Annotated in this window: 22 protein-coding genes and 1 tRNA gene; 12 read left to right on the top strand and 11 right to left on the bottom strand. The window is 54.1% G+C overall.

Translation table 11 applies throughout. The features are described 5' to 3' along the window. Nucleotides 1-71 precede the first annotated feature (71 nt). From M8006_RS07195 to M8006_RS07175, 5 genes are read right to left on the bottom strand one after another with little or no spacing between them, the layout of a single operon-like run. On the bottom strand, nucleotides 72-1,565 hold the full coding sequence (locus M8006_RS07195; protein ID WP_250080781.1) for a helix-hairpin-helix domain-containing protein: 1,494 nt from the start codon (nucleotides 1,563-1,565) through the stop codon (nucleotides 72-74). Further along, the gene (locus M8006_RS18265) at nucleotides 1,562-3,169 is read right to left on the bottom strand and encodes a protein phosphatase 2C domain-containing protein (protein ID WP_250080780.1); all 1,608 of its coding nucleotides are present in this window, start codon (nucleotides 3,167-3,169) and stop codon (nucleotides 1,562-1,564) included. Before M8006_RS18265 ends, M8006_RS07195 begins: the two co-directional genes overlap by 4 nt. Beyond that, the gene (locus M8006_RS07185) at nucleotides 3,166-4,218 is read right to left on the bottom strand and encodes a TerY-C metal binding domain-containing protein (protein WP_250080779.1); all 1,053 of its coding nucleotides are present in this window, start codon (nucleotides 4,216-4,218) and stop codon (nucleotides 3,166-3,168) included. Before M8006_RS07185 ends, M8006_RS18265 begins: the two co-directional genes overlap by 4 nt. Before the next feature lie 11 nt (nucleotides 4,219-4,229). Then, nucleotides 4,230-4,874, bottom strand: a complete 645-nt coding sequence (locus tag M8006_RS07180; RefSeq protein ID WP_250080778.1) for a VWA domain-containing protein — start codon at nucleotides 4,872-4,874, stop codon at nucleotides 4,230-4,232. Nucleotides 4,875-4,926: 52 nt separating this feature from the next. Beyond that, complete coding sequence (locus M8006_RS07175; protein WP_250080777.1) at nucleotides 4,927-6,123, bottom strand: TerD family protein; 1,197 nt, start codon at nucleotides 6,121-6,123, stop codon at nucleotides 4,927-4,929. Nucleotides 6,124-6,849: 726 nt separating this feature from the next. Here M8006_RS07175 and M8006_RS07170 point away from each other — a divergent pair. From M8006_RS07170 to M8006_RS07120, 11 genes are all read left to right on the top strand, one after another. Next, on the top strand, nucleotides 6,850-7,428 hold the full coding sequence (locus tag M8006_RS07170; RefSeq protein ID WP_250080776.1) for a TerD family protein: 579 nt from the start codon (nucleotides 6,850-6,852) through the stop codon (nucleotides 7,426-7,428). Between the two features lie 140 nt (nucleotides 7,429-7,568). Continuing rightward, a complete protein-coding gene (locus tag M8006_RS07165; protein ID WP_250080775.1) occupies nucleotides 7,569-8,726 on the top strand; it encodes a phosphoribosyltransferase domain-containing protein in 1,158 nt (385 codons plus the stop codon). Then, nucleotides 8,723-9,481 carry an HAD family hydrolase gene (locus M8006_RS07160; RefSeq protein ID WP_250080774.1) on the top strand — a complete coding sequence of 253 codons (759 nt, stop codon included), beginning with the start codon at nucleotides 8,723-8,725 and terminating at the stop codon, nucleotides 9,479-9,481. Before M8006_RS07165 ends, M8006_RS07160 begins: the two co-directional genes overlap by 4 nt. Further along, nucleotides 9,478-10,605, top strand: a complete 1,128-nt coding sequence (locus M8006_RS07155; RefSeq protein WP_250080773.1) for a cysteine protease StiP family protein — start codon at nucleotides 9,478-9,480, stop codon at nucleotides 10,603-10,605. Before M8006_RS07160 ends, M8006_RS07155 begins: the two co-directional genes overlap by 4 nt. Beyond that, nucleotides 10,605-11,477: an aldolase/citrate lyase family protein gene (locus tag M8006_RS07150; protein ID WP_250080772.1), complete on the top strand. Its 873-nt coding sequence runs from the start codon at nucleotides 10,605-10,607 to the stop codon at nucleotides 11,475-11,477. Before M8006_RS07155 ends, M8006_RS07150 begins: the two co-directional genes overlap by 1 nt. A 130-nt stretch (nucleotides 11,478-11,607) precedes the next feature. Beyond that, nucleotides 11,608-12,216: a TerD family protein gene (locus M8006_RS07145; RefSeq protein ID WP_250080771.1), complete on the top strand. Its 609-nt coding sequence runs from the start codon at nucleotides 11,608-11,610 to the stop codon at nucleotides 12,214-12,216. Nucleotides 12,217-12,292: 76 nt separating this feature from the next. Beyond that, nucleotides 12,293-14,761, top strand: coding sequence for a tetratricopeptide repeat protein (locus M8006_RS07140; RefSeq protein ID WP_250080770.1), 2,469 nt, complete (start codon nucleotides 12,293-12,295; stop codon nucleotides 14,759-14,761). Then, on the top strand, nucleotides 14,758-15,051 hold the full coding sequence (locus M8006_RS07135) for a J domain-containing protein (protein ID WP_250080769.1): 294 nt from the start codon (nucleotides 14,758-14,760) through the stop codon (nucleotides 15,049-15,051). Before M8006_RS07140 ends, M8006_RS07135 begins: the two co-directional genes overlap by 4 nt. A 34-nt stretch (nucleotides 15,052-15,085) precedes the next feature. Then, nucleotides 15,086-15,757, top strand: a complete 672-nt coding sequence (locus tag M8006_RS07130) for a nucleotide exchange factor GrpE (RefSeq protein WP_250080768.1) — start codon at nucleotides 15,086-15,088, stop codon at nucleotides 15,755-15,757. A gap of 12 nt (nucleotides 15,758-15,769) precedes the next feature. Further along, a complete protein-coding gene (locus M8006_RS07125; RefSeq protein ID WP_250080767.1) occupies nucleotides 15,770-17,500 on the top strand; it encodes an Hsp70 family protein in 1,731 nt (576 codons plus the stop codon). Next, nucleotides 17,500-17,751 (top strand): hypothetical protein, encoded by a 252-nt coding sequence (locus tag M8006_RS07120; RefSeq protein ID WP_250080766.1) that lies wholly within the window; start codon nucleotides 17,500-17,502, stop codon nucleotides 17,749-17,751. The genes M8006_RS07125 and M8006_RS07120 overlap by 1 nt, the downstream gene beginning before the upstream one ends. 149 nt (nucleotides 17,752-17,900) lie before the next feature. Here M8006_RS07120 and M8006_RS07115 read toward each other — a convergent pair. The 3 genes from M8006_RS07115 to M8006_RS07105 all read right to left on the bottom strand — a co-directional run bounded on the left by M8006_RS07115 (nucleotide 17,901) and on the right by M8006_RS07105 (nucleotide 21,143). Then, nucleotides 17,901-17,977 (bottom strand) — tRNA-Arg (locus tag M8006_RS07115). A gap of 74 nt (nucleotides 17,978-18,051) precedes the next feature. Continuing rightward, nucleotides 18,052-18,999, bottom strand: a complete 948-nt coding sequence (locus M8006_RS07110; RefSeq protein WP_250080765.1) for an AEC family transporter — start codon at nucleotides 18,997-18,999, stop codon at nucleotides 18,052-18,054. A gap of 107 nt (nucleotides 19,000-19,106) precedes the next feature. After that, entirely contained in the window at nucleotides 19,107-21,143 is a 2,037-nt protein-coding gene (locus tag M8006_RS07105; protein WP_347709747.1) for a sensor domain-containing diguanylate cyclase, read from the bottom strand. A gap of 411 nt (nucleotides 21,144-21,554) precedes the next feature. On the opposite strand from M8006_RS07105, the gene M8006_RS07100 reads away from it, so the two are divergent. Further along, a complete protein-coding gene (locus tag M8006_RS07100; protein ID WP_250080764.1) occupies nucleotides 21,555-22,709 on the top strand; it encodes a DcaP family trimeric outer membrane transporter in 1,155 nt (384 codons plus the stop codon). 162 nt (nucleotides 22,710-22,871) lie between these two features. On the opposite strand, the gene M8006_RS07095 is transcribed toward M8006_RS07100, so the two are convergent. The 3 genes from M8006_RS07095 to M8006_RS07085 all read right to left on the bottom strand — a co-directional run bounded on the left by M8006_RS07095 (nucleotide 22,872) and on the right by M8006_RS07085 (nucleotide 26,081). Next, nucleotides 22,872-23,924, bottom strand: a complete 1,053-nt coding sequence (locus M8006_RS07095; protein WP_250080763.1) for a hypothetical protein — start codon at nucleotides 23,922-23,924, stop codon at nucleotides 22,872-22,874. Nucleotides 23,925-24,019: 95 nt separating this feature from the next. Further along, nucleotides 24,020-25,084, bottom strand: coding sequence for a porin (locus M8006_RS07090; protein ID WP_250080762.1), 1,065 nt, complete (start codon nucleotides 25,082-25,084; stop codon nucleotides 24,020-24,022). Nucleotides 25,085-25,328: 244 nt separating this feature from the next. Beyond that, complete coding sequence (locus M8006_RS07085; RefSeq protein WP_250080761.1) at nucleotides 25,329-26,081, bottom strand: ProQ/FINO family protein; 753 nt, start codon at nucleotides 26,079-26,081, stop codon at nucleotides 25,329-25,331. Nucleotide 26,082 lies beyond the last annotated feature (1 nt).

Here is a 26,082-nt window from a genome sequence, read left to right as displayed (position 1 = left end):
CACTGTCGCTTGCCAAGGGCAGTGCGATCTGGGTGACAACTCGCCAATACCGATAACCCTCGGAGACACCTCTATACCATCTGCAGATAGAACAACCGGCTACCCGGTGACTTGCCGGTGAGCAGCTGTAGACCGTCCTCCAGCTCAACCTTGCCGCCAATTGGCACGGCATCTCCTGTCACGGCATTCTTCAAATCAGGCATGTGTTCGTTGACCAAGAACCACCGCTGCTGGTGCAGCACGAAGTAGCCCACACGCGATTTATGCTCATCACCAAGCCGTTCGTTAGGTATAATTGTGCGATCAACGTGCCAGGGGAAAACGCTCTGATTTGAGTACACCATCAAGCGATGGTTATCCGGCCGATAACGATCTCCCCGCGAGGAATAGAGGTTAATCACCGGCAGCTTTTCCTGGTACCGAGTTTGGCAGAAGGGGCAGCGCGGCGCCGTGGTGTTATCGAACACAAACCAAGCTTGCTGGCAGGCGCTATTTTGGCAGGGCTGAATTAGGTCTACCGTTTTAACCAGGGCAACCTCCCACTCATCCGCGCTGGGACGACTACGGGGGTCATGCAGCCCGTCGATAAAGGCACGATCGAACAACGCCGTTAGGTAAGGACCGGTGACGGTGTAAGGCAGCTTTTGAGGATCTTTCCAGGGCAGTTCAGTTGATTTTGTCGCTTCAGTAGGGTTGAGGCGATTACGGTTGTCGCTGGGATGCTCTACGAACAGCGCCTGCTCGCCCATCGTGAGGCGCTCATCTTCACTGGGGTCATCGGCATGCACTTTTTGCCCACGCAAGGGATGGCGTAACAGCAGCAGCGAATAGACCATAACGGCCAGTGCGTGCCGGTCAGTAAAAATACTGGGTAATACCCGTTGTGGGTCAGTCTTAGGCAAGTGGCTCGTTGCGATGCATTCAGGCGCAATAAAGTCGGGGGTGCCCACGACCTCTGGGGGGAACCGGTCGGGCACGACCAGGCCATCCATATCGATGATACAGACGTTGCCGGTCGTCGGTGCCAACAGTACATTTTTGTAGCTCAAATCACTGTGGGCGAGCCCTGCCGCATGCAATCGGCGAACGGCGCGAGACAGCCGTAAGCAGAGCTGCAGGTAGTTAAGCCAGTTGCCACGCTCCCGTTCGTCCAAAAACTTGAATTGGTTGTTGGGCGACGCAAACCACTTGCCTTCCTTGTCCTTGCCCTGAATCTTGAGCATGTCGTCGTTGAATGAACCATGCTCAAAAAAGAAGTGGTCACGATAAAACGGTGCCACTACCCCGGTCCGCCCGTTGTGCTCCACCGTTGCCGTGGGCCAACAGTACAGTTGTTCCCAATAGGCGCCCTGCTCATTGTCAAAGATACGCTCACGGTAGGCACCGGTAATCATCTCAAGGCGCTGTCGGGCTGCGTCATCTAGCTGGGCGCGGTAAAAGGCAACCACATAGCGTTTGTCTGGGCTGGCGTAGACATCTTTCATACCGCCGCTGGCGATGATTTTGTCACGAAACTGGACTTGCTCACCGTTAGAGGTGGTTAGCGTAATGATGGGGGCGCTCATGCCGTGATCTCCGCGCCGCCCATAACCGCTGAAGCGACGCTGTCACGATAAAGCACTGCCAACGTCCGGTCGTCGTGATGACGCTCAACAAAAAAGCTCAGGTAGTCCTGTAGCGGGTCGCGCTCAGAATCATCGTTGGGGGCTGACAGGGCCGGCGCCAGCTCATCATAGAGCGTCCACCAGCTTTCACCGTCGTGCATATCATTATCAGACGTGAATTTTGGGTCGGTCAGGCCATCAGTGGCGACAATGAGAGCCTCCAGTGAAGAGAAAACGTTAATCTTCACCCGCTGGTAAAGCCCCTCAGCCTCTTGGAAAAGTGGCGCGTCAAGAAAACGAGTTTGCCCGGCATGCTGGCCTGAGTCCGCCGTGTTCAACATCTGGGCCTGCCGATCCTCGTAGAGCGCTGCCACCGCGCCGTCGCCAATCCCAAACGTCACGACGATATGACCATCAGGCGTTTCTTTATGCAGCGCGAGCAGCAAGGTTGTCGAAAACGCTTTCGCCGGGTGACCAGAGGCTTTGGCTTCCTCGGCAATCGCTCGATGGCCCGCATGCACCGCGGTAATCATCGTCTGCTGCAGGGGTACCAGTAACGCCTGCGACATGCGAGAACGATCACCCCCTTTCCACCACGCAAGCGCAGCAGCTTCCAAAGCGGCCCCCTCGTTTGCCGCCAATGAGCTCAACAGCTTATCGCGAGCCACGGTCGTTGCTAATAAACTTCCCTGGCGAGCGTAATCACACGACCCCGCGCCATCCCCCACGATCAACACATTCCAGCCTGTCGTTGCCCGGGCGATAGTGCCATGATCATCACGCTGCCCTCCCCTATGGGCATGAGACCGACCGCGCTGGGAGCCCATGGCCATTTGCCATCCATCGCCACCGCTTAGACGATCAACCTCTTCATCGGGCTTGGCATAGGGAACGTCGGGGTCTGACGGCAGATTTTTCCACAGGTCGCGAGAGCTGGGGATCAGCGCCAGCTTGAGCGTGAGCTGCAGTATCGTTTCGCCCTGCTCATCAAGACCTTGCACTTCCAATTGGTGAGCCCCCTGGGCAGTCGGTGTGCCCTGCAGCCGACGGTCATCGGACAATGACAGGTTACTGCCACCGTCATCTTCAAGCTGCAGCTTCGCGGGCAAGTCATCCAGCAACTCATCAAGGCAAACGTCATAGGGCTGCCCCGAACGACCATTCGGGAGGCTCTCGGCACGAGACGCGACTATCGGTACTGGCGCTTCTGCAGGCGCCTCGGAGGGGATATCGCCCGGCTGGATGGGTGCGTCCGCTGACCGATCTTGGGGAGCATTGCCAGAGTTGGCATTGTGATGTTCGGACACTTCGCATTCCTCGCTATTGCAGATGGGGAGGCCTGGCGTCGAGGCGTGACCCGCTTCTTTTGCTTTCGTGCCATCCTCTTTTGCCTGATTAAAATGCACTAGCATGACGTCATTAAAGCGGTCGTAAAATTCATCTATTAACGCTGCAGCCTCCGTCTCGTTGAGCACCTGATCCATCACGTGATCTTTCACCCGCTGCCCTGGCACTCCAAACAAGCTGTTAATGACACGCCGGTAGTAGTCTTGTGAATGCTTCACCCTTGTCCCCTGCCCACATCAAAACCGGTGCCCCCGCTACCTTGACCAAACACTACGTTAGCGTCACACCAAGGGCACGTTTGCTGGCCGGGACCGTTACAACACATCAGTTTGCCGCAGCCGCATAATGCAAACGTGGTGACCGCACCACAGTGGGGACAAGGCGGCACCCCTTCTAGTTGGTCGCTGCTAACCGTTGCGTTCGTGCTGCTCTGTGACGACCACTCGAAATACTCTTCGCCAAGCGGATAGACACCTTCAAGCCCATAAATACCCTGGGCGGCTGACGCGCCAAAATTACCCGGTACCGGCGGAACGGCGTTGTATTTGAGCAGGTACGGCTTCTTGTGGCGATGGCAGCGGCCCGTGAACACCACAACTTGATCGTCGACAGGCGCCGCGTCACTGTCCTTCACCAAGCTGATCCCCACATCGCTCGCTTTGGCAAGTGATATCCCGGGCGCGTTTTTACCCACATCCAGCGCTTGGCTCTGGGCGGCGACCGACGCGGAAACCCAGCGAGCAAAGCGGCTCAAATCTTCGCCGCTACCGTTGTCCAGCGACACCGCGTCATCGGTCAGCTGCTTGAGCACTTGGGTATCCGCAGCACCACCAAGAGTAACGGCAATCAAATGCGCGCGGCTGGCGTAGTGTTGGCGCCAGCGTTTGATAGCGGCATCGGTGCGATCAGTTGGGCGGCCATCGGTTAATAGGTAGATGACCGGCTCCCAGTCTCCGCGCTGATTGGGCGAGGTTTTTTTCACGTCCACCTCAATGCGGGTCATCAGTTCATCCAGGGCTTCCCCCAGGGCCGTCCCGCCGCCAAGCGGTAAGCGCGGGGGATAAAAACTTATCAGATCCACCATAGGCACCACGGTACCCACCTGCCCGGCAAAAGCGATGATCGAAATATGCACGGTCTCCAGGGCGCTTGGGTCTTGGCGAAGTTGCTCAACGATAGACTCCATCGCCCGCTGCAGTTGAGCATGAGGTTCACCGGCCATGGATTCCGAAACATCCAGCACAAAGAAAATGGGTAAGCGTCTCATTAATACCTCGGTTACAGGACGACCTGCACTTCATCCGGGGGTGGTGGCAACGTGATGTCGTCACCCGCCCCGTTTTGTTGGCCGCTGGCATTAGCCGCAATGGACGCTGACACCCATTGGAAGTAATTCGCAAAGCCCGCGCTGTCCATGTTTTCCAGACTGACCGTTTTGGTCGCGAACTTTTTAAGGTGCTCTTGTTTCGCCTTGGGGCCAGCCGCGCAGGCGATGATCTCGGAAAACTTCATACCTTTGATGCGCGCTACCGCCGCGTCAAACTCCATCAGATCGGAGGGCGAGCCATCGGTCATCACAAACAGCATCGGCCGAAAGTCGCCCTTCTGGTCGGACGTGGACGTTAGGATATCCCGCTCTACGCAGTCACAGATCTTATTGAGGCCTTCGCCCATGTGCGTTGCACCGGAGCGTGGTAGTTCGATGTCATTCACCTGGGCGCTTTCTAAGGCCTGCAGGGGGAGCAGCTCTTTCACTTCGTGATCAAAGGTGATGATTGATAGGTAAACCGTTTCGAGGGCATAAGGGTCCTGGCGCAGCGCCGATAGCATGGCAGTCAAGCCGACGTTGACTGACTGTATCGGCTCGCCGCGCATTGAACCCGACGAGTCGATAAGTAGGTAGATAGGTAAACGACGATCCATTGTAGCTCCTTGCTCAGTGTTTGCTCAGATTGAAATGGGCAACGTTATGTCGTTACTTAGTGCCGGCTTTCCACTGGAAACCAAAGCCATAATGGTTATCCGCTGGCTTATGACTACCGAAGTAGTTCACCTCTTTAGAAATATTCAGGGCACCGTTTTGATTCTCCAGCATCGCAATCACACAGAAGTTCTCGTTTTTCCCGCTGGCGTCCATGCGAATTTCGATTTCAGGCTGGTCAGGGGCTTTAATCGATACGCGACCATTGGTCTGTGCCCAGTTCGCAACCCCTTCATAAATGAAGGCAAAGACCATCACACGCTTGATGTCACCCCAATGCTCGCCATTCAGATACAGATTCTCACCTTGATTCACTGACCCCGTGCGATCGTCGCCATCCAGGAAGATATAGGGCGCTTTTTCCAGGCTGCCGAAGTTATTGCCAAGGGCTTGAACAATCCCTTTGGTACCGTCTTTAAACTCGAACATACAGCCAAGATCAAGATCGATCCCCCCTTGCTTGCCGCCCAGTAACGATCCGAATAGGCCTTTTTTGCTGGCGCCCGCCCCCTCGGTTTGATCCCAATTGAGGTTCACATGAATTTTGCCGAAGGTGGCTGACTTTTTCTCAAGCGAAATAGTGTCGCCCTTTTTATCAAGGGTGATCTTGCTAAGATTAATCGATGGCTTCTCCTGGGGCTTGGGAGGGGCTGGTTCCGGGGCCGGTGTTGGCGAGGGAGCTGGCTTAGAATCACTGTCGACATCAACGCCAAAATGCTCGGCAAGCGGCGCCATGCCACCGGCAAAGCCCTGGTCAACGACTTTCACTTTCCAATCACCATTGCGACGGTACAATTCGCACACAATGAGCGACTTCTCCTGACGCCCAGCGCCTTGACCAATGAATTCAAACTGTTCACCAGCCCCCTTAAGGTCAAAACGGTAGCCGCTCGACAGCGCGGATAGCCCAGGATCAACGGTGAGGACGAAGGCTATGCGCTCAAGGTGCCCAGGCACCTTGCTCAGATCGACCGAAAACGTCGACCCGTCTTTTTGTTCTACGCCACCTGACGGGTGCTTGGGTTGGTTGAAGAAGATAAAGTCATCATCGCTCGACACCTTCCCTGTGTTAGCCAGCAGAATGACTGAGGCGTCTAGGCCAGCCCCTTGGTCGTTTCCCACATCAAGACTAAACGTCAGCTGTGCGTCATTGAGTTTGGCGTTTTGCCCTGCAATCAGTTCGGTACCCATCACTTATGCTTCCCTTAACAGCGTCGACAATCATCTGATTAAATGTTGTCGAGTGATTGATTAATTTTTACGTTGAGTGACTGCACCACCCTAGCAACATACAAACCTACTTGCCCCATCCTTCATCTTATTGGGTAGGGGCGTATTAAAAACACCTTACACCTTACGATGCCTCGGGGTTTTTAAAATTCGACTTAAACGCTGAGTTCAACGTACCAGGGAAGAACTGATGAATTGCCGCCCCTGCTCATTAACTCTCGCTTGAGTTAACAACATACCCTAAGTTCAGACACTCTTCTTATCTGTGTGTTTCTTGCCCACTCCCCGCCCTTTGGGCGAAAAGCAGGGGTTCGCCGCCGATCATTGCTCTGGCGCCGGGCTAGCTCGAGGTAATAAACATCATTCGTCGCGTTACGACGCAACTCACGACTTATTTTGCTGTCATCAAGGCCAGGGTGCTTGGTGGCCTGTCGCTGACTCAAACCTGCCCCAATACAAGCGTGAATCTGATATCGTTGGGGGTGGATCAGTCATCGGTATTCCATGGTCGTAAGTGAGTTTTACAAGGAAGGTCGCTAATGACGTTTTGCAGCCAAGGCCAATAGCTTTACTGGTAGCTTAGCTTGAGGGCATTCCTACCCAGTTACGGCCTGCCAAAAGGCCTTTACTAGGGCTAAGCGGGTGCTTAGTCTGTTTTTCTCGCAACTAATGATGAGGTATTAACACATGTCAATTTCGCTCTCCAAAGGCGGCAACATCTCGCTGAGCAAAGAATCACCCGGTATCAAGCAAATCCGTATTGGCCTGGGCTGGGACCCTCGCGTCACCACCGGTCAAGACTTTGATCTGGATGCCAGCGTCTTTATGGTCAATAGCGATGGCAAGTGCCGCAGTGATAAAGATTTCATTTTCTACAATAATCTAAAGTCTGCCGATGGCTCTGTTGAGCACACGGGCGATAACCTCACGGGTGAAGGCGAAGGCGATGATGAAGTCATCAAGGTCGACCTTTCCACGGTGCCCGCTGACGTCGATAGAATTGCTGTCGCGGTCACCATCCACGATTCCGCTGCACGTGGCCAGAACTTCGGTCAGGTTGAAAACGCCTTCGCTCGCGTTATCAACGAAGACAATAACCAGGAAGTCGTGCGTTACGACCTGTCAGAAGATTACTCGGTAGAAGATGCCATGATTTTCTGTGAGCTCTACCGGAACAACGGCGAATGGAAATTCCGTGCCATCGGCCAAGGCTTTAGCGGTGGCCTGGGTGACCTCGCCTCCAAGTATGGGTTAAACGCTTCTTAAACGAGCGCAAGAGTGGGAGCCTCGGCTCCCACTCATCATGACACCAGCTTCCGATGCTGGGCGATGTTTGTTCTGAAAAGCTGTTTCTGGTGCGATCAGTCGGTTTTTCAGAGCCTATATACTGATTGGAATACTGTTCTATGAGCACGCCAAGATTGATTAAAGACATCCAGGCCGGACGGCTGACGCTTACATTGACCGAAAATGGCCACCGCCTTGACGAATTAATCGCCTTTGCGTCTCGGCTAAACCCGCGTCGCGGCTATCTGTTCGTTTCCCGCGTGCTGGGCAAGCATGTACCGGTGCGGCCTTCCAAAATGGACGCTATTCATGCCGAGTTAGCGCAGGCCATCAAGCTGCGTGGCAGCACCGCTTATGTGGTCGGCATGGCGGAAACAGCCGTCGGTTTGGGCGCCGGCGTTGCCCGCCATCTTGGCAGGCTGCATGAACATAGCGTCTTTCATCACACCACCCGCTTTTTGGTGCCTGATCCCTGGTTACGCATCCGCGAGGCACACTCGCACGCTGATACGATGCACATGGCTCGACTGGAAGGCGATGCGCTGCACGCCGTCAAAACGACTGAGGATCTTGTGCTTGTCGATGATGAGATATCCACGGGTCGCACCTTGGCTCAGTTAGCCCATGCGCTAATCGAGCAGCCCGAGCTCTCACGGGTTAAACGCCTGCACATTGTGTCGATCGTTAGCTGGCTAGATGAAGCAGCGCGAGCACAACTGTTGTCACTGCTACCGTCAAATATCGAGATTAACTTCGTACAGCTGATGGCGGGGACCTTTTCCTTCGCGGCCAACCCAGAGTATCAGGCCACCCTGCCTGCTAATGTCGATGTCGATTTCTGCGACGCACTATCGGCGCAGTCAGCGCCGCTGCCACTGGAGCGGCAGGGTCTTTATGGCATGGTATTTGGTACCTACGAGACATTACTGGAAGACGAATTTTTCTCACGGAACCTGCATGTCAATAAGCCCCATGTGGTGTACGGCATGGGCGAGTTCTTAGATACTCCCTTCCGTGCTGCGCTGGCGTTAGAAACAGCCGGAATGGATGTGTTGTTTCAAAGCTCAACACGCTCACCCATTGCCTTGGGTGATGAAGTGGCCAATAAGCTTGAACACCCCGCTCCTGGCGACAGCAGCAAAACCCACTTCCTTTACAACGCACCGCTACAGCGTGTACCACTGGCCTTTGATGGCATCGGCTTGCCTCATTTAAGCCAAGCGCTTGAAGCCGCCCACCGCCTGCATGCTCACAACGCACAAGGGCAAGTAGCATGAGCCGTGGCCGATTGATCCTACTGACGGATCTCGACGATACGCTGTTCGCCAGTGAGCGGTCATTACCTGGCAACGCTGAGCGCGTTCAGCTCGCCGCTGTCGATAGAGACGGCGCTGCGCTTTCGTTTCAGACCCACCAGCAACGCATGCTGTGGGAGCTGTTCAGTGGCGCGGCCGACCTGATTATTCCGGTAACGGGTAGAACCAGCTATGCGCTGGATCGCGTGTCACTATCCTTCCCACGGGAATATGCCGTGGTGAGCCATGGCGCACTGGTCACGTTTGAAGGCCAAGTGTTACCGGCGTGGCAATCGCGTCTGGCGCCGCATATGGATGATGCGCACCTTGCTATCGGCCGGGCCTACGCTGACCTTAGCGAGGCACTGCCACGGGTAGTGCCGCACCTGCAGTTTACGCTGCGTCAGCTAGAAGACCTGTCAGTGCCGGTCTATTTGTCGATCAAGGCAACGGGGGAGCTGTCTATCGAGGCTCACGCGCTACTCAACGAGGTGGCTCAGGCACATGGATTATCGCTTCATACCAACACCCGTAATGCCGCGCTGCGACCTTTCTACACCTGCAAATCAGAGGCTTGCCGGTTTCTTCTCGAAGAGGTGCTTAAGCGTCAACCAGAAGACACCATCATCGCGCTTGGCGACAGCCTATCGGATCTACCTTTCATGACGCATAGCGATATGGCCGTAATGCCCACGCGTAGCCAAGTTTGGAACGCAGTAAAGGAACTCGCCCAATGACCGCGCTCGCGCCCTTTTACGGTTCTTACCAGCCGGATGACTGCCAGTTTCTGCTCACTCCGATAGCGCCAGAATATCTCTCGATTGAAGAGAAAGAGCGCCGCATTCAAACAGGCCAAGCCCACTACAGTGAAATGATTCATCGTGAAGAGGCGCCAAGCCCTCGATACCTGACGTTATTTGAGATCCTCTGCGCGCGCTACGCCCCAAGGCTAGCGCGTGAAGTGCGCCAGCTGGCCCATCAGTTGGTAACCGACTTGGGGGGTAGCGCCTCACCCATTACGCTGGTCAGCTTGGTGCGTGCTGGCACCCCAGCGGGCGCACTGCTCCGACGTGCCCTAGTGAATTATGAAGATCAAGCATGCCAGCACTACAGCGTCTCCATTATTCGTGATCGAGGCATCGATACCGCGGCGCTGGATTATCTGCTGGATGATGTCGGCGTAGAGGCTAAGCGCATTGTATTTGTCGATGCATGGACCGCAAAAGGTGTGATTACTCGTGAATTGCGTTCAGATATGGCGCGCTACAACACTGCCCGACGTGCCCAAGGTAAAAGCACCGTTTCTACCCGTTTGGCGGTCATTTCTGACATTGGCGGTACGGCTGATTACGCGGCAACGTGTGAGGACTATGCCATTCCATCGGGCATTCTCAACGCCACTGTTTCAGGGCTTGTATCGCGCTCGGTCCTCAACCACCAAGTACCCAAGGGCGCTTTTCATGGCTGTGTCCTATATGCCGACTTGGCGCCATACGACCAATCACAGGCGTTCATAGAGCGCGTCGCCGTCTATTTATCGCAGCCGTTTGACAACACGCCTCTCCCAGCGGAGGGCGAACTCACGCGCCAGCGGTTCTTGATGCAAGAAATGCTCGGACAGATCCAACGCGATTATGGCGTTGACGACATCAATCACATCAAGCCGGGAATTGCTGAGGCCACACGCGTCATGCTGCGTCGCGTCCCGGCCCTGTTAATGGTGCGTGATACCGCTCACCCAGATGTCGAGCATCTCATACTGCTGGCAAAAGAAAAAAACGTACCGGTGGATGTATGCCCTGATATGCCCTTCCATGCCTGCTCATTAATCAAAGCGCTTTCCACAGTGGAGGCTATCTAATGGCGACACCCCATTATGGCCAACTAGGCGCATCGCTCTATGTGCCCGCCACCCACAAAGCGCTCGATCAGATTTTAGCCGTTGGCTGCCATGATGCACGATCGATCATCCTGTGTACGGAAGACGCGGTGACACCCGACGCCGTCGCCTGGGCCGTGCAACGATTGATAAAAGCGTTGAAGGCGGCACCACAAGACGTATCGTTCCTGCGCTTTGTCAGGCCGCGTAATCCCTTTGTGCTGCGCCAGCTATTGGAGTCGTCTGACGCGATGGCACGTATCGATGGGATGGTCATACCCAAATTCGACGATACCACCATGTCCGCATGGCGCGAGGTACTGAATCGCCACAAGGAGCTCGCCATTATGCCAACGCTCGAAACCCCGGCGTTGTTTAGTGAAAACAGCGTGATCGCCACCCTTAAAGCGGTGCAAGCCCTATGTAACCCGATCATCGCGCTACGTATTGGTGCTAATGATCTTTTAGGTGCCCTGGGCCTTAAGCGCCAGCCCGGTCAAACGCTTTACGACACTCCTTTGCGATCAACTATTGAGCGGCTCATTACCGTTTTCAGGCCTGCCGGCTTCGAGCTGTCAGCCCCCGTGTGTGATTTAATTGGGGAACCCGACACCCTATCTCGTGAAGTAGCCCAAGACATAGCCTGGGGATTTTATGCCAAGACCTGCGTTCATCCTGCGCAAGTAGCGCTGATCGAAGAGCATTTTACTCAAGCCATGGCCCGCCAGCAGCCTCAGGCCCACGCCCTGCTCAACAGTGCGGAAGCGGTGTTTAAAGACAGTGGCCAGATGCTAGAAGCGACGTGTCACGTTAGTTGGGCCAAACGGGTCGTCGCTTTGCAAGCCACTGTTTAATTACCCAGCCAGCGAGAATCCAATGATCAACCTGACTAAAGCAGACCAGACCGCCACTATTAGCCTACCCAACATTCGTTAAACCCAATGCCGATACACGGCAATCACTTAAAAAAATGGAGCATTCACTATGTCTATTAACCTCGCAAAAGGCCAACGCATCAGTCTTGAAAAAGAAGATGGTGATACCTTGGATTACATTGAAATCGGTGTGAACTGGGGCGCAATCGAAAAGAAAGGTTTTTTTGGCAAAAAACACGTTGCCGTTGACCTAGACGCCTCTGTGGGCATGTTTGATGCCCAAGGCAATCTGGTCGATACCGTATGGTTTCGTCAGCTAAAATCTAAGTGTGGCTCTATCAATCACAGTGGCGATGACCGGACAGGTGACACTGGCGGCGATGATGGCGAAGATAATGAAGTCGTCCAAATTAACCTAAATCAGGTACCAAGTGAGGTTACGACACTAGCCTTAGTGTTGAATTCTTTCTCACAGCAGAACTTCGGTGAGATCCCGTTTGCTGGCATTCGTATCCACAACGGCAAGGCCGGTACCGGCAGCGTATTTGCAACATTTGACGTGGCTAACGACCCGACGTTCGGGGGCAAAGTGAGCATGATTATGGGTAGCTTGTATCGCCATAACAGCAATTGGAAGTTCCGTAGCATTGGTGCCCCGATTGCGGAGAAAGACCTGAAAGCGTCATTGGCCGCGTTCTCGCGTGATTACGCCAACTGAAGTTTGAGATAATGGCGGTTTCAGATCTGAGGCACATGGTATTTTGGTATCCGATAACCCGTAAGTGACGACGATTATGGCGAAAAAAAAGCGTAAAGGGCATCTACGGAGTAAGACACCGGCAACACTCCATCACGCGGACAGTGAAACGTTAACGCAAGAAGCGCAGAAAGCGCTTGAGGAAGGGCGCTTTCGCGAGGCGATTTCCACTCTCAAGTTGCTTTTAAAGCAGACAGATACTGTGCAGACGCGTCAATATCTTGCCCAGGCCTATGAAGGACGTGCGATGGCACTCGCCGACAAAGGCATGGATAAAGAAGCCCTAGTGATTTGGCATAACCGACGTATGTTAGGCAGTGATGTCGCGCCGGTGCGCTTGCCCTATGCGGACGTGCTGCTGCGTTTGGGAAACACCAATGAAGCCGTCGCATTATTAAACGGATCCGCTACTGAGGGGATTTCCCGTGCTGAGCGCGATGTGCTGCGTACGAAGTTAGCCGCCCACAGCCTGGCGGGGAACGCCGCGATACGCGACGCGCTGCCTGATGATGACCCGTTACATCAGCACCTCCTGGCAGCAGAAACGGCGCTTGAAGCTTATTGCAATGGCGATGACGAGGCGCTGACACAGGCACTGGCTGGGATTCCGTTTCGTTCACCCTGCCGCGACTTGGTACACATTCTCAAGGCGCTCCAGCGCGTAGATGAAGCGCCGAAAGACGCGAAAACACGATTGGCCAAGGTGGCTGATACCTCTGCTTTTGCCTCTTTGCGCCAGGCCGCCGAACTGGCCTGTGTGCCAGAAAATGAAGCCGCCGCCCAACTGGCGGGAATGGGCGAGGCAACGCGGCGCTTTGTGCTGACCCTGCGTGGTTGGGATCGGTCACGTCAGTCAATGCAGCAGGCGCTGCAAAAGCTGGGGCCGACTCCATCTAACAAGGCGCTTTTTAAACTAATGTATCACCATCAGACAACGCTAGGAAAATCCTGGGTTGATGAGCATGCCCTGCGTCTGTTGGTAGAAGAGTTCCCCGACAGCGCGCAATGGCTGCGTCAACAACGCCCGGTTCAACCGCCCAACTACGATCTATTGCGCTTGTTAACGTGGTATCTAGAAGACCAAAAAGCGGATCCTTGGGAGCATCACGATAGTTTGGAAAGATTGGCGGATGAGCTCTTGTTGTCGGTGCCATTGCCCGAGAGTGACCACGCTCTGCGAATTGCGCTGACCCTTAGGCGCACGGATGCACTATTCCACCTGCTTGACGAAATACCTTCCAAAGATCCCGAGGCCTTGGATAGGCAAGTTGCTGCCTTCGTTGAAGAAAGCCTGGATTATGATCCGGATGACCCTGAGCCTTATCTGCGCTTACACGGCTACTATTTACGCGGTAAGCAACTCAAGCAGGCGCGCGTCTTTGAACAGCAGGCATTGCAGCACTGGCCGAACGATGTGCGGGTATTAACCGCGGCATTGGATACCGCCGTGACCAGTCAGGCGTTTAAAAAGGCGGCCAAGCTGGCACATCAGGTTCTCGCCATCGACCCGATCAATCGCGGCGCACGCGAGCGCCTCGTGAAAGCGCACTTGGCCCATGCGGCTAAGCAGTTGCGCGCCAAGCGCCCCGACCTGGCAGACAATGAGTTAATGCAAGCCAGGCAGTGGGACACCGGGCGCTTTAGTGTACGCTGCGATATCGTCGCCGCACTGACGCAAATGCAAAACGATTCGTCAGCCGGCATTGCAAGTCTCCTTGAGATATACGAGCAACAAGGCGGTGGGCTCGCCGCGCACTTCAATATCGCGCTAGAGCTGCTGGCGGCGGGAGAGTCGCCGACGCACATGGGGAAACGCTTCGGCATCAAAAAACCTCAGGCACAGGACACGGCCGATCTGGACGCTTTTGTCACACGTCTGCAAGAGCAACTGACATCAGAAAAACTGCCCGAACCGCTCAAACGCTATTTTACGCAACCGCTTAAAACGGCCGCGCATTTGCCCCTCACGTTTGATGCCATGGTACAGCTTTGCGAGCTACTCAAGCGTTGCGACTGGCAAGAACCGAGGCTGGCGATAGCCCGTGCAGCCTTGAAGCAGTGGTCGAAAGCCCCAACCTTCGTGCTACATGCATTCGAGGCCAAGTACCCAAGACAGAAATGGCAAGCGAGTGATCAAGAAATTCGACGTCTGGATGCTGCTGAGGCAAGGGCTATCGAGGCCGGCGATATGCGCACGGCAACGCGATTGCGCGAGATTCTGGCGCACTTTCGCTTCTTGGAAGCGCCGTTGTTTGGTGGTTCTTCCATGGCCTTTGACGAAGACGAGCTTGACGACGAAATGGCTAACCCCTTCGGGCATGCGTCGGAGAGTAGCGCCGTGCTTGCAGATTTGCATGAACACGGCCTGGAAGCGCTGTGTAATGACTTGGGTTTAGATAAAAAAACACAGCAAGCACTGCGTGCCATGGAACGCGATTTCGGGCTTGAAGTTGTGGCTGAATTTGTGAGTAATATGCTGATGAACATAGGGGAGTATGAACCGTGAGAAACCCTTATCTGGTATTGGGCGTTGACGCCACGTCAGATGACACCACGATTGCGCGTGCCTATCGCGAAGCCATTAAGCGCCATTCGCCGGAACGCGACCCCCAAGGTTTTCAGGCGGCTCAAGCCGCTTATGAAAAGATTGCCACACGGCGTAAGCGTTTAACCTTTGAGTTGTTTGATGCCCAGCCGCCGACGCCAGAAGATTTGCTCGATCGCACCTCACCCGTTAAAGCACCGCAACGCCCTTCGCGTGCGCTCTTTAGTGCATTGCTGCGCGGTGAAACCTAACGCCCACGTGCGACCAACGAAAACAGGAATGTGCATGGACAAGGACCAACAGGAACAACTGCTGGAGCGCTTTCGTACCTATCTGCAAACCCCCGGTTCGCAGGAGACTGACGAGCAAGCGCTGGATGCACCCGATCTGTTCTCGCTACTGGCCGAACTTGCTGCGCTCAAAAGTGAAGTCAAAATCGAATCACGCCAGTTCAAAACCGCGTTGGAGCAGTTTCGTGAGCTCTTTGATAGGCTTGAACAGGATAAATCACGGCTTGAACAGCAGCTGTCTCAGCAAAGCGCACAGCACCAGGCTCAGCAGCGCGAACAAGAGCGCGATCTGCTGTTGGAGATGATTGATCTGCGCGATCGTCTGCAAGCAGGTCACACGCAAGCCCAACGTTACACACCCGGGTGGCTTGCTCGGCGAAGCGATGCGACGACCTTTGTTCGCGGTATGGCGCAGGGTATGGCGATGAACCTTGAGCGCTTAGACGGTATTTTAACTCGCCGTGAGGTGCGTCCCGTCCAGAGTCTCGGTCAGCCGTTTGATCCGCATACCATGCAGGCCGCGGATATCGCGTACGACGTTGATCGGCCTGAAGGCGAAGTGCTTGACGAACTGCGTCCCGGTTACTGGCACGGCACGCGGTTGCTGCGCCTGGCAGAGGTCATCGTGAATAAGCCACCGGTGCCTGACACCCATACGTCACATTAAGGACCCGTTATTGTGAAAACACCTATTATCGGTATTGATCTTGGAACCACAAACTCCGAAGTGGCCGTGGTGCGCGATGGCCAAGTACATGTTATCGAAGTGGATGGTCAATCCCTGCTGCCCTCCGTCGTTGGGTTGGCGGATGATGGTGCCTTGCTGGTAGGACAGACCGCACGCAATCAGTATGCGTTGCACCCGGAACGCACCTTGCGCTCCATCAAGCGGCGTATGGGGGAAGACACCCACGTTGCTCTGGGTGAGAAGCACTACACTCCCCAAGAGATATCAGCGTTAATCCTGCGCCGCCTCAAGGGCGCCGCCGAAGCCTTTCTTGGCACGGAGGTGAAGCAAGCGGTCATTACCGTGCCTGCCTATTTCTCGGATGCGCAGCGTCAAGCCACGCGTGAAGCAGGCGCACTGGCAGGCCTTGCTGTCGAGCGTATCATTAACGAGCCGACGGCGGCCGTGCTGGCTTATGAGGCCCATCACAGCGAAGCGAAAAACGTCTTGGTCTACGACCTGGGGGGCGGCACGTTCGACGTCTCCGTCGTACGTCTGGCGGAAGATATCAACCAGGTTCTCGCAAGCCACGGTAACAACTGCTTGGGCGGCGATGATTTTGATACGTGTATCGTCAATCACCTCGTTGCGCACCTAAGAGAGGCGCATCAGGTCGATCCTCGTGATAACCGCGCTGCCATGGCGCGCATTACCCGCGCTGCCGAAGCGGCGAAGATTGCCCTGAGCGATGCGCCCTATGCCCGTATCGATGAAGAGTATCTGTTGGAGCACGACCGTCAGCCGGTACACCTTTCCCTGGAGCTTTCACGTGACGACTATGAGGATATGATCGCACCTTTGGTCAACGACACGCTGGAGGCGGTGCATGTCGCCCTGGAGGGAGCAAGACTAACGGTGGCTGACCTGGATGAGGTGCTGTTGGTGGGCGGTGCCACGCGCACCCCGCTTGTCCAGCAGCGTCTGGAAGAAGTGCTTGGTATGACGCCCCGCGCCGAACTCGACCCGGATTTATGCGTGGCCCATGGCGCCGCCATCCAAGGCGCGCTCGTCGCCGGTGACAACATGGCTCGCGTATTGGTTGATATCACGCCGTATACTTTCGGCACCAGTGCACTCGATGAGCTTGATGGCGAACCCTACCCTTATGTTTATGTGCCGCTCATTCGCAAGAACACCCCGATTCCGGTGACAAAAAGTGAGGCGTTTAGCACCGTGCATGACGGCCAGCAGATTATTGACGTCAAGGTCTTTCAGGGTGAAGAGCGCGATGCGCTCAATAATACCCAGATCGGCGATTTTCGCGTTGAGGGCTTAAGTGATGCGCCAGCAGGCAATATTATCGTGACCACTTTCACGTTGGATATCAATGGTATCCTGGAGGTCAGCGCCCGCGAGAAACGCACTGGACTGGAAAAACGTATCACTATCAAAAATGCCACCTCACGCTTTGCCAACGAGGAGCTTGAAGAGGCCCGCGAGCGGCTTTCAACCCTGATCGAAGGGGAAGTGGCTGAAGGGCAGTCCGAACAGCGCCACGCTGTGCAAGCCAGGGCGCTGATTGAGAAAGCGGAACGCCTATTGGAAAACGCATCACCAGAAGACAGCGAAGACTTGGTGGATTGTATGGAGGAAGTCCGCGATACCTTGGATCGTGACGACGACGTAGCGCTTGCTGAAGCCGTGGATGCGCTAAGTGATCTGATTTATTACCTGGAGTCTTGATGCAGCGCTGCCCTAATTGCCGTGCTCGCTACCGCGAAGGCAGCACATGCCATCGCTGCGGGATGGAGCTGGCGCCGCTACTTAAGGTTGAGCAGGCGTCGCAGTATTACCTGGCGGTCGGCATCAGCGCCTTAGCTGCGCAGGACCATTCTATTGCCGTGACGCACCTTGAGCAGGCTTATCGGCTCAACCATGACCCGTTGGCCAAGGTACTCTTGGACTTTTGCAATAGCCAAGGGCGAGCGGTCTGATTATTGGCGCCGTCGACTAACGGCAAGTGGCAAAACGCCTAAGCCTCACATAGATAGCTATCACTAGCTTCCCAATATTTGCAAAACCAGGGGAACCAAGGGCAAAAACGCGGATTTCTCAAAGAGAGGATAGTCAGCTATTGTGCTAATGGCGTCCCTGGCAGGATTCGAACCTGCGACCTGCCGCTTAGGAGGCGGCTGCTCTATCCTACTGAGCTACAGGGACGTGGAAGGTTGCATAGTATAACGTTTGACTTGCTAAGGCGCCAACTCCCAGCCAGAACGCGAAGGCTTCGGTGATTAGATCCAACCGAGGCCGCGCAGTACGAAAATCCCCAACGTGACCGTCACGCTAGCCATCAATGTCGTCATGGCGATAATATTCGCCGCAAGGGCGGTGTTACCGCCCAAGGCTTTCACCATCACAAAGCTTGCCGCGGCGGTGGGGCTGGCGAAAAACAGAAACAACAAACCAAGCTCACGGCCGGAAAAACCTAGAAGCCAGGCGGCTAACGTCGCTAACCCTGGCAACACCACCATTTTCAACGTGCTTGCGCCAAGTGCCGCCTGGCTATCTTCTCTTAACGAAGAGACCGAGAGTGTCGCACCAATACAAATCAGTGCCAGCGGCAGCGTCAGGGAGGCGAAATACTCACCTGACGTCATTAACCAACTTGGCAGAGGAAGATCAAATGCGGCAAAGGGCACTGCCGCCATCACCGCGATAATCAATGGGTTGGTCACAATACTGCCCAACAGATGACGCCAATCGGTGGATTGGCCAGGCTGAAACGTGGCCAGCACAATCACTGAGAGCGCGTTATACGTCAAAATCACCACGCCGAGTAAAACGCCCCCGGCAGATAGCCCGTAGCTGCCGTACATCGCTGCCGCTAACGCAAGCCCCACGATTCCACAGTTACCGCGAAAAGCCCCTTGAATATACACACCGCGATCAGCATAAGGTACGCGGTAATGCGCCCATGCCCAGCTGATTAAAAACTGCACAAGCGTGGCGAGAGCGAAAAAAAGGAGTAATGGGGCATTAAGCGCGACAGCAAGGTCCGCCTGAATGAGGCTCATAAAAATCAGCGTAGGCAGCGTCGCTTTGAATACCAGCGCTGAGGCAGTGGAGACAAAAGCGGCATCTATCCAGCCCACCCGCTTAAGCCCTAGGCCAACAAACACCATCGCAAACACGGGTAGCGTGACATCCAACGTTCGCGCAAAAAGCGCTAGTAAACTCACAAAAGGCCTCTCTCATAGCAAACGCTAGACAACCAACCGACTAAATAAAAACGTTCAACGAACGCTTAAAAGACCTCAATGGCTAACGTGGCTTGCGAAAGCCGCTTTTAATCAAAAAGCGCATTAACATTGGAGGTGTCAAGCACACTAATAACCACGGCATTACACCCTTGCGCCTTAGCGTCATAACTGGCGGCATCAGCGCGTTTCATCGCATCGTCCACTTCATGGTCATCTTCGCTAAATGCCGTGACACCCATACTTAGCGTGACGCAATACTCTTTGCCTTCATGTGTCACTGAGATATCAGCGACCGCTTGCCGTAGCGATTCTGCCACTTTCTGTGCTTGGCTTAGCGTACAGCTGGGCAGCAATACGCCAAATTCGTCGCCCCCCTGCCTAGCGACGTGGTCACTGCGGCGCACCTCCCAGGCCACCACTTGCGCAATACGGCGCAGCATTTCATCACCCAGGGCGTGGCCACCTTCATCGTTGATTGGCTTGAAGTGGTCTAAATCAAACATCATCAATACCGACGGTGTACTGGTCTTTTGGAATTCGGCAAAGGCCTCATCCAAGCGCCGATCAAAACCGCGGCGATTTAAAAGCCCGGTGAGCGGATCATGTTCCGCCTCCCAACGCTGGATCGCTTCCTGCTGACGTCGTTCAGTAATATCCTTCACCATGCCAACCATCCCAAGCGAAAATTCCGCTTGAGATACCATCACTGCCCGCGCGTGCACCTCAAGCCAGAGGATTTCTTTGCCCGCATTTTGATCGGACGTACCATGGCGAATAAAGCGTAGCTGACGCACAAAATCACTGTGGGTTTTTAAGCTATGGCGCCACATATCCAGGGCACCCTCGCGATCATCCGGGTGCACCTGCTTAATCCACTGCGACGTGGGTATGGTCGAGGAAATGCCCAGCAGATCAAGCAACGCCGGGTTCATGTAGGTAATCTCGCCGTCAAAGTTGGCCACAAACATGCCTTGCGGCGTGGCCTGTAGGATTGAGTTTAAAAACGCTTCACGTTCATGCAGGCTATTAAGCAGCGCTTGGCGCTCACCCTCAACACGGTTGAACGTAGAAGCCACCTGATTGAGCTCTTGCATGTTGGTTGCCAATGCCACTTTCTGGCGCTGGCCAAGGCCCACTTCACCAATCTGGGTTTCCAAATAACGCAGCGGGTGTAGTAAGCGGCCCAATAGCCACCACAGCAGCGGCAGCATTAGCACCGCTAACATGGCCCAAATCCACCACAGTTTTTTGATGTAATCAGATAGCGGTAGATCTGCTTGTTCTCTGGTTAAATAACGCCCCACAATCCATCCGGCAGGCCATACTTGGCCGTAAGCCTGCATGCCGGCCTCACCATTCATAAGCGAACCAACGGCAGTGCCTTGCCAGCCATCCAGTGCCTCGCTCAGCCAACGGTTATTAAATTGCGATAGTGCGTCTGACATGATTTTTTCACGCTCGGGGTGATACAACACAGTGCCCGCGGCGGTGAAAATCACTGCGTAGCTGCCTTCGCTTTGCTGCATTCGCGAAAGGCGAGAAAATAAGCCGCTGGTTCGCAAACTCACCACGCCGCCGATAACGCCATCGAACTCTCCCTGCGCGTCAAACCTTGGCACGTTAACCAACACCATGGGGTATTGACTCGCCCGGCCTATAAACGGCTCGCTCACATAGGGGTTTTGCGTGCCTTTCAGCATACGAAAAAATTCGGTTTGCGCTGTATCAAGCCCTTGCCAATCAACGACCACGGGCCAATCGGCGACGACTTCGCCGTTTGCGTCGATGACGACGATACCGTCAAACCACTCTAATAGCGCATTATTGCGGCGAAGCTCATTTTGCAGCCACAACGGGTTATCTCGACCTTTGACGGTCTCAGACACCTTCTCAAGCGCGCTAATACGGGAATTCATCTGCTGCGAGATTTCATCCGTTAGCATATTCGCTTCGTAGCGCAGGTTCGACAAGCTAGTACTCTGCACCATCGATTGCCCCAAATACCACGCCATACCCAGGACAAGCGCTACCACCAGCAACCACGTAAGTGCTAGCCCAAATACGAGGCGCCCTTGTAGCGTGTGAAAAAAGCGAAGTAGATTCCAGTTGGAGGATTGAGCCAAGCGGTATCCTTCTTATATCTCAGGTCTCAGGTAAAGACGTTATACATACTAAGCGACGTTAAATAACTCAATAGCTTTTCATAACTATGCCATATCACAAGCGTCGAAGCCTCCCTTTTCCTTTAACGCTACGATAGCTTGGGTACGATGACACAGCGTGTGGTTCGTTTTCGCTTACCTGATTTTATTCGAAAAACACTGTCTTCCTCGAAAATGAGCCACTACGGCAAAAGTTCCTCGTTCTTTGGTCGCAATCTATCGATTACACGATTGTCACTTATGCGCGGCATCGCTATGTTAGGCGTGGATAGCAAGCAGCGTTCACACGCTAAAGACTATCTGATTGATGTACGACCACTACAATAATGATCCGCTGGCCGACAGCGGTCCAGACATCGAAAGGAATAGCACGTGACAATTCAAACAACCTTTAAAAAAGCATCGCTTTTTTCCGCAAGCGCTCTCGTCCTAGCCGTGGCGTCTGCCTCACACGCTTACGAGTTTGAGGTTGGCGATGTGACCGTCAACTACGGCGGTTACACGAAACTTGACATGATTTATAACGTCGAAGAAGATCTTGGCGATGCTTTCAACATCGGCTCAATTAACACCGGTGCTGCCGAAGATAACGAAGTCGAGGGTAGTACGCGCTTCCACGCTCGCCAGACACGTTTCGGCTTTGGTACCGATGCAATGGTCTCGGGCAGCAACCTTAAAACCTACGTTGAGGCCGATTTCTTCTCCGGCAACGCCGACTCGGGCTTCAACCAAGTGGTCAGCAACTCCACACAGCTGCGCCTGCGTCACGGCTTCGGCTCCTGGAATGGCATTCTCGCCGGTCAAACGTGGTCCAACTTCATGCCGCTGGTTGCGCTGCCTCCGACGCTGGATTTCAATGGCCCAGCCGGCTACATCTTCAACCGTCAGGCCCAGCTGCGCTACACCACTGGCGGCCTCTCAGTCGCCCTTGAGAACCCTGAGTCCACCGTTAATAATAGTTTAGATGATAATGACCCGCTCCCCGATTTAACCATGAAATACAAAGGAGCGGCTGGCCCACTCAACTATTCCTTATCGGGTGTTGTTACCTATCTGGAAGTGGATGATGGGAACACCGATGCATCCGAGAACGGCTACGGCGTGATGCTTGCTGCCTCCACCACTGTCGGCGGCGTCAAGCTAGGCGGCAACTTCGGCTATAACGATGGCGCCAACCGTTACATTTTCAACTCGGTCTCTCCGTTCCAGAACGGCTACCTTGATGCAAACGGCGATATAGAAACCGTTTCTCAGGTCGATGCCATGGGCTTTGTCGATATGCCTCTAACCCCAATGCTCAACGGCTTAGTAGCGGTCGGCTATAGCGGTGGCGACGCCGATGACGAGGCGGCAGCCCAGGCTTCTGGCTTCCGCGACAGCACCATGAGCGTACATGCCAACCTGCGCTATAAGCCCGCAGAACGCATCATGTACGGCCTTGAGTACCAGTACGCCGCCGTTGATGAGTACGACGGCACCGATGGCGACGCCAGTCGCGTTCAAGCCAGCGTAAAATACACGTTCTAAGGCTTCTCCAACGCTGAGTTACTATTTTTATTAACAGCAAACACGTTTTCGATCTTTGAGCCCTGGCAATATGCCCGGGCTTTTTTATGGTGCGCGACCCAAAAACAAAGGCCTGTTGAAGACAGGCCTTTTTAGCTGACGGATGGTAGTAAATCAATCCAGCTACTGCACCTTAAGCTCATAATTATTAACACCATCGCGTGCGTTACCGAACTTTTGGCCATTCACACGAATCGTATAACGCCCTGGCTGGAGCTGGGTACGCAGATCCACATCACCATCAAAACCTTCCCCTGCCCCTTCAGCAACGACACGGCCTTGAGCATTCAGTACGTCGAGCTCAATGCGATAGGTGTCCTCATAGCCGCTCGGGTACGTCGATGTCGTAATCGCAACATTTGATGATTCTGCCATATCGAACGTTAACACTTCACCGTGCGTACGAATTTTCACATCCGTCACTAAGGTGTTGAAAGCCGGGGTCTCAGACGTATCCGTAGCACGTTTATCACGTTGTGAAGAAGCGGCTCGCTCCTTCACCTCAGCAGAACCTGGCTGCTGGGTTTCTGCTGCACTGCTAGCTACCACACTAGCATTGGCAGCTTTTTTCTCACTTTGCTCGCTATTGCCTTGGCGACGATTGCCAAGTGAAACGACAGCATTTTCACTGCGCACAAAAACAGAGTCGTCACTTTCGCGGGTTTTCCCGGAAAACACGATACCGCTGCCGTCGTCGACTCCGTCATCAACGGCTTGCCCTTTCTCATTAAGGGCATTAACCAAGACGGAGTAGCCATCTCCCGCCTTTCCGCGGCGACCAAAGCGCTGAGCTTCTACGCGCAGCACATAACGGCCGGGGTCAAGCCGTTGTTGCATTGCCAACCCGCCGTTTTGGCCTAACGCCTCGGTACGCGTAATGACATTTCCTTTATCATCTTCAAGCACCGCCGCAATTTGGTAGTTATCAGAGTAGCCGGCCGTAGTGCGACTATCAAAACGGTAAATCCCCGAGCGCGTCACATTAAAATCATGCTCGTTGACGCCACCAAAGTGAAAGCTACGGCTACGGGCATCCGTTTCCGCATTAAAAAAACCGGTTAAATCGAGCCCACCGCCCTCTTCACGAAAGCGATCCTGCATTTCGCTGGCGTGAGATACTGTTACCAACGTCATACTCAGCGCTAACAGGCTGACGGCAAATAATGGCGTTTTCATAAAACCTCGCTCACAACACTTTCAATAAAAAAAGCCGACCCCTGAGGATCGGCTTTCGTATTCTGTCCTTCAGGCAGGAAACCCTGCAAGAAAGTTTAGAACAAGTAAGTTACACCAACACCTACGCCGTCATCTTCGTCGTTTTCACGATCATACATGGCGACTTCAGACCAAACGTACATGGCATCAGAGACATTGTAAGTCGCGCCTAAGATAACTTCGTTGTAAGTTTCGTCGCGGTCTTGATCACCCTGGAGTGACTCATCTGCTTCGGATAGGAAGGTACCTGCACCAACATCAACGTACTGGTAGGCGCCGTAGATATCGCCATTACCGTAGCCGTAGCGTGCACCCAACGCGTAGAAGTTAGTGGAGTCGCCATCGGTAATATCGGAGTCAAAGCGCTCAAGCTTCGCTGACAGGCGGAGCGTATCAACAGTGTACTGAGCGGTAAAACCGTACTGGTCGCCAACGCTATCAGCCGTGCCGTTGTTGTTGTAAAGCACGTTATCTAGGTTGTCATAGACAGCAGCGATGGAGAACGCACCGGCGGTGTATTTAGCGCCACCGAAGAAGGACGCGTTACTGTCACCTTGATCAACGCCGCTATCAGCAGAGTCAAAATCACCTTTATACTGAGTACCTACCGCGAACTGCATGCCGCTGAACGAAGGAGACGTATAAGTCACCTTATCGGTCTGCTGATCGCCACCGCTACCATGTGCCTTGGTAGAGTCAGAAACGTCAAAGCCTTCGTTGTTGGTGATCGGATCTTGAATCCAGTCGTCGATCAGCTGGTCATAAGAACCCAGGCGAACATCACCAAAGTTGCCTTTCAAGCCAATATAAGCCGTATCGCCTGCATCATCGTCATCAGTCGCAGTCGCCATTTCGTCTGCTTTGATGTCATCAATTTCAAGTTTCAGGTAACCGGCCAGATCACGGGTAATCATGTGCTCGGCAGCAAAACCAAACGTCGTACCGTTATCGGTAATTCCGTCTTGTGCGTCGCCCGCTGCATCATCAGTGCTGTAATAAGCAATCTGGATGTTGCCGTAAATGTCTAGCTTGGTGCCGTCTTCGTTGTATACGGTAGCGGCTTGTGCGCCTGAAGCGAAGGCCGCACCGGCGATAGCAGTTGCTAAAAGTGTCTTTTTCATGAGTCGTTTCCTTAACTAGCTTATTGATTCGATCGTTTGTCAGGCTTTCGCCTGCTATTGGTTTGGCGGCATGCTCTTTTTGACTCCTCGTTAGTGAGGAGGGCATGTCCTGCGCAAACCTTGTTATAGTCCAATGCTCGCAGGTAGAACCTTATACCGGGATTTCAGGGAACGCAATAGAGAAAAACACTGTTTTTTAATTATTCGCGCTTTTTATATGGAACGCCCCCGAATAAAGCCTGTCTCAGGGGCGCTCAAATTTGGCTTGCAGGCTGGCCAACTTCTCTTCCAGCGAGAGGGGTCGCGCTTCAACCTGCTGATTACCTTCACCGCTTGCCCCTTCTTTGGGCTTTTGACGCGGCTTATGCACGTTTTTAGGGTGCTTTTCATCGCCATTTTGCTCTGCCTTTGGCGCCGCCTGCGGTACGTTTTTTGGCGCTTTTTTATCGGCAGGCGCGTTATGTTGGCGTTTCTCCGCAGCAAACTGTGCCGCCTGCTGGTCAACAACACCAACGGCATTGCCGTCTAAATCTATCCGCTTAACCCCTGCGTGCATGGCTTTGGCGTAGCGCGGCAAATTGACGTAGTTGGCAAGCGCACGGCGAATCAATTTGTTTGACCATGGTTCGCGTTCGGCTAAATCCTGGTGAATCCCGACTTTTAAGGGTTTGGTATGGCCTTTGAAAAACGCGTTCGGGTAGCGCTTGTACCACTGCTGCAACAACTCTTGAGGAGACGGCGGCTTAGCGCTTTCCACACCTTCCACACTCTCTACGGACTTTTCCGCGACGGGTGTGCGCTCAACGGCAGGCGACGTAGATGGAGCTTGCGGCATAGATGGAACTTGAACTGGTGCCTGCATTTCTTCAGCGGCGCCCTGCTCTTCAAGCTTTTGTTTAAGCCGTTGGTTTTCTTCCTTCAACACGTTGATTTCACGCTGAGCGTGTTCTAAGCGAGCTTCTAGGTCATCCAATAACTGCATCACGCGGGCTGCCATA

It is taken from the genome of Halomonas llamarensis, from assembly GCF_023555005.1.
Lineage (GTDB): Bacteria > Pseudomonadota > Gammaproteobacteria > Pseudomonadales > Halomonadaceae > Vreelandella > Vreelandella llamarensis.
The sequence above is the reverse complement of the archived record's forward strand: the minus strand, read 5'-3'. Positions and strand labels throughout refer to the sequence as shown.

What these genes read in the sequence shown, in the direction of transcription:
- M8006_RS07195 (WP_250080781.1), bottom strand. Translation starts at nt 1,565, where the DNA reads ATGAGCGCCCCCATCATTACGCTAACCACCTCTAACGGTGAGCAAGTC.
- M8006_RS07185 (WP_250080779.1), bottom strand. Translation starts at nt 4,218, where the DNA reads ATGAGACGCTTACCCATTTTCTTTGTGCTGGATGTTTCGGAATCCATG.
- M8006_RS07180 (WP_250080778.1), bottom strand. Translation starts at nt 4,874, where the DNA reads ATGGATCGTCGTTTACCTATCTACCTACTTATCGACTCGTCGGGTTCA.
- M8006_RS07175 (WP_250080777.1), bottom strand. Translation starts at nt 6,123, where the DNA reads ATGGGTACCGAACTGATTGCAGGGCAAAACGCCAAACTCAATGACGCA.
- M8006_RS07170 (WP_250080776.1), top strand. Translation starts at nt 6,850, where the DNA reads ATGTCAATTTCGCTCTCCAAAGGCGGCAACATCTCGCTGAGCAAAGAA.
- M8006_RS07165 (WP_250080775.1), top strand. Translation starts at nt 7,569, where the DNA reads ATGAGCACGCCAAGATTGATTAAAGACATCCAGGCCGGACGGCTGACG.
- M8006_RS07160 (WP_250080774.1), top strand. Translation starts at nt 8,723, where the DNA reads ATGAGCCGTGGCCGATTGATCCTACTGACGGATCTCGACGATACGCTG.
- M8006_RS07155 (WP_250080773.1), top strand. Translation starts at nt 9,478, where the DNA reads ATGACCGCGCTCGCGCCCTTTTACGGTTCTTACCAGCCGGATGACTGC.
- M8006_RS07150 (WP_250080772.1), top strand. Translation starts at nt 10,605, where the DNA reads ATGGCGACACCCCATTATGGCCAACTAGGCGCATCGCTCTATGTGCCC.
- M8006_RS07145 (WP_250080771.1), top strand. Translation starts at nt 11,608, where the DNA reads ATGTCTATTAACCTCGCAAAAGGCCAACGCATCAGTCTTGAAAAAGAA.
- M8006_RS07140 (WP_250080770.1), top strand. Translation starts at nt 12,293, where the DNA reads ATGGCGAAAAAAAAGCGTAAAGGGCATCTACGGAGTAAGACACCGGCA.
- M8006_RS07130 (WP_250080768.1), top strand. Translation starts at nt 15,086, where the DNA reads ATGGACAAGGACCAACAGGAACAACTGCTGGAGCGCTTTCGTACCTAT.
- M8006_RS07120 (WP_250080766.1), top strand. Translation starts at nt 17,500, where the DNA reads ATGCAGCGCTGCCCTAATTGCCGTGCTCGCTACCGCGAAGGCAGCACA.
- M8006_RS07095 (WP_250080763.1), bottom strand. Translation starts at nt 23,924, where the DNA reads ATGAAAACGCCATTATTTGCCGTCAGCCTGTTAGCGCTGAGTATGACG.
- M8006_RS07090 (WP_250080762.1), bottom strand. Translation starts at nt 25,084, where the DNA reads ATGAAAAAGACACTTTTAGCAACTGCTATCGCCGGTGCGGCCTTCGCT.
- M8006_RS07085 (WP_250080761.1), bottom strand. Translation starts at nt 26,081, where the DNA reads ATGGCAGCCCGCGTGATGCAGTTATTGGATGACCTAGAAGCTCGCTTA.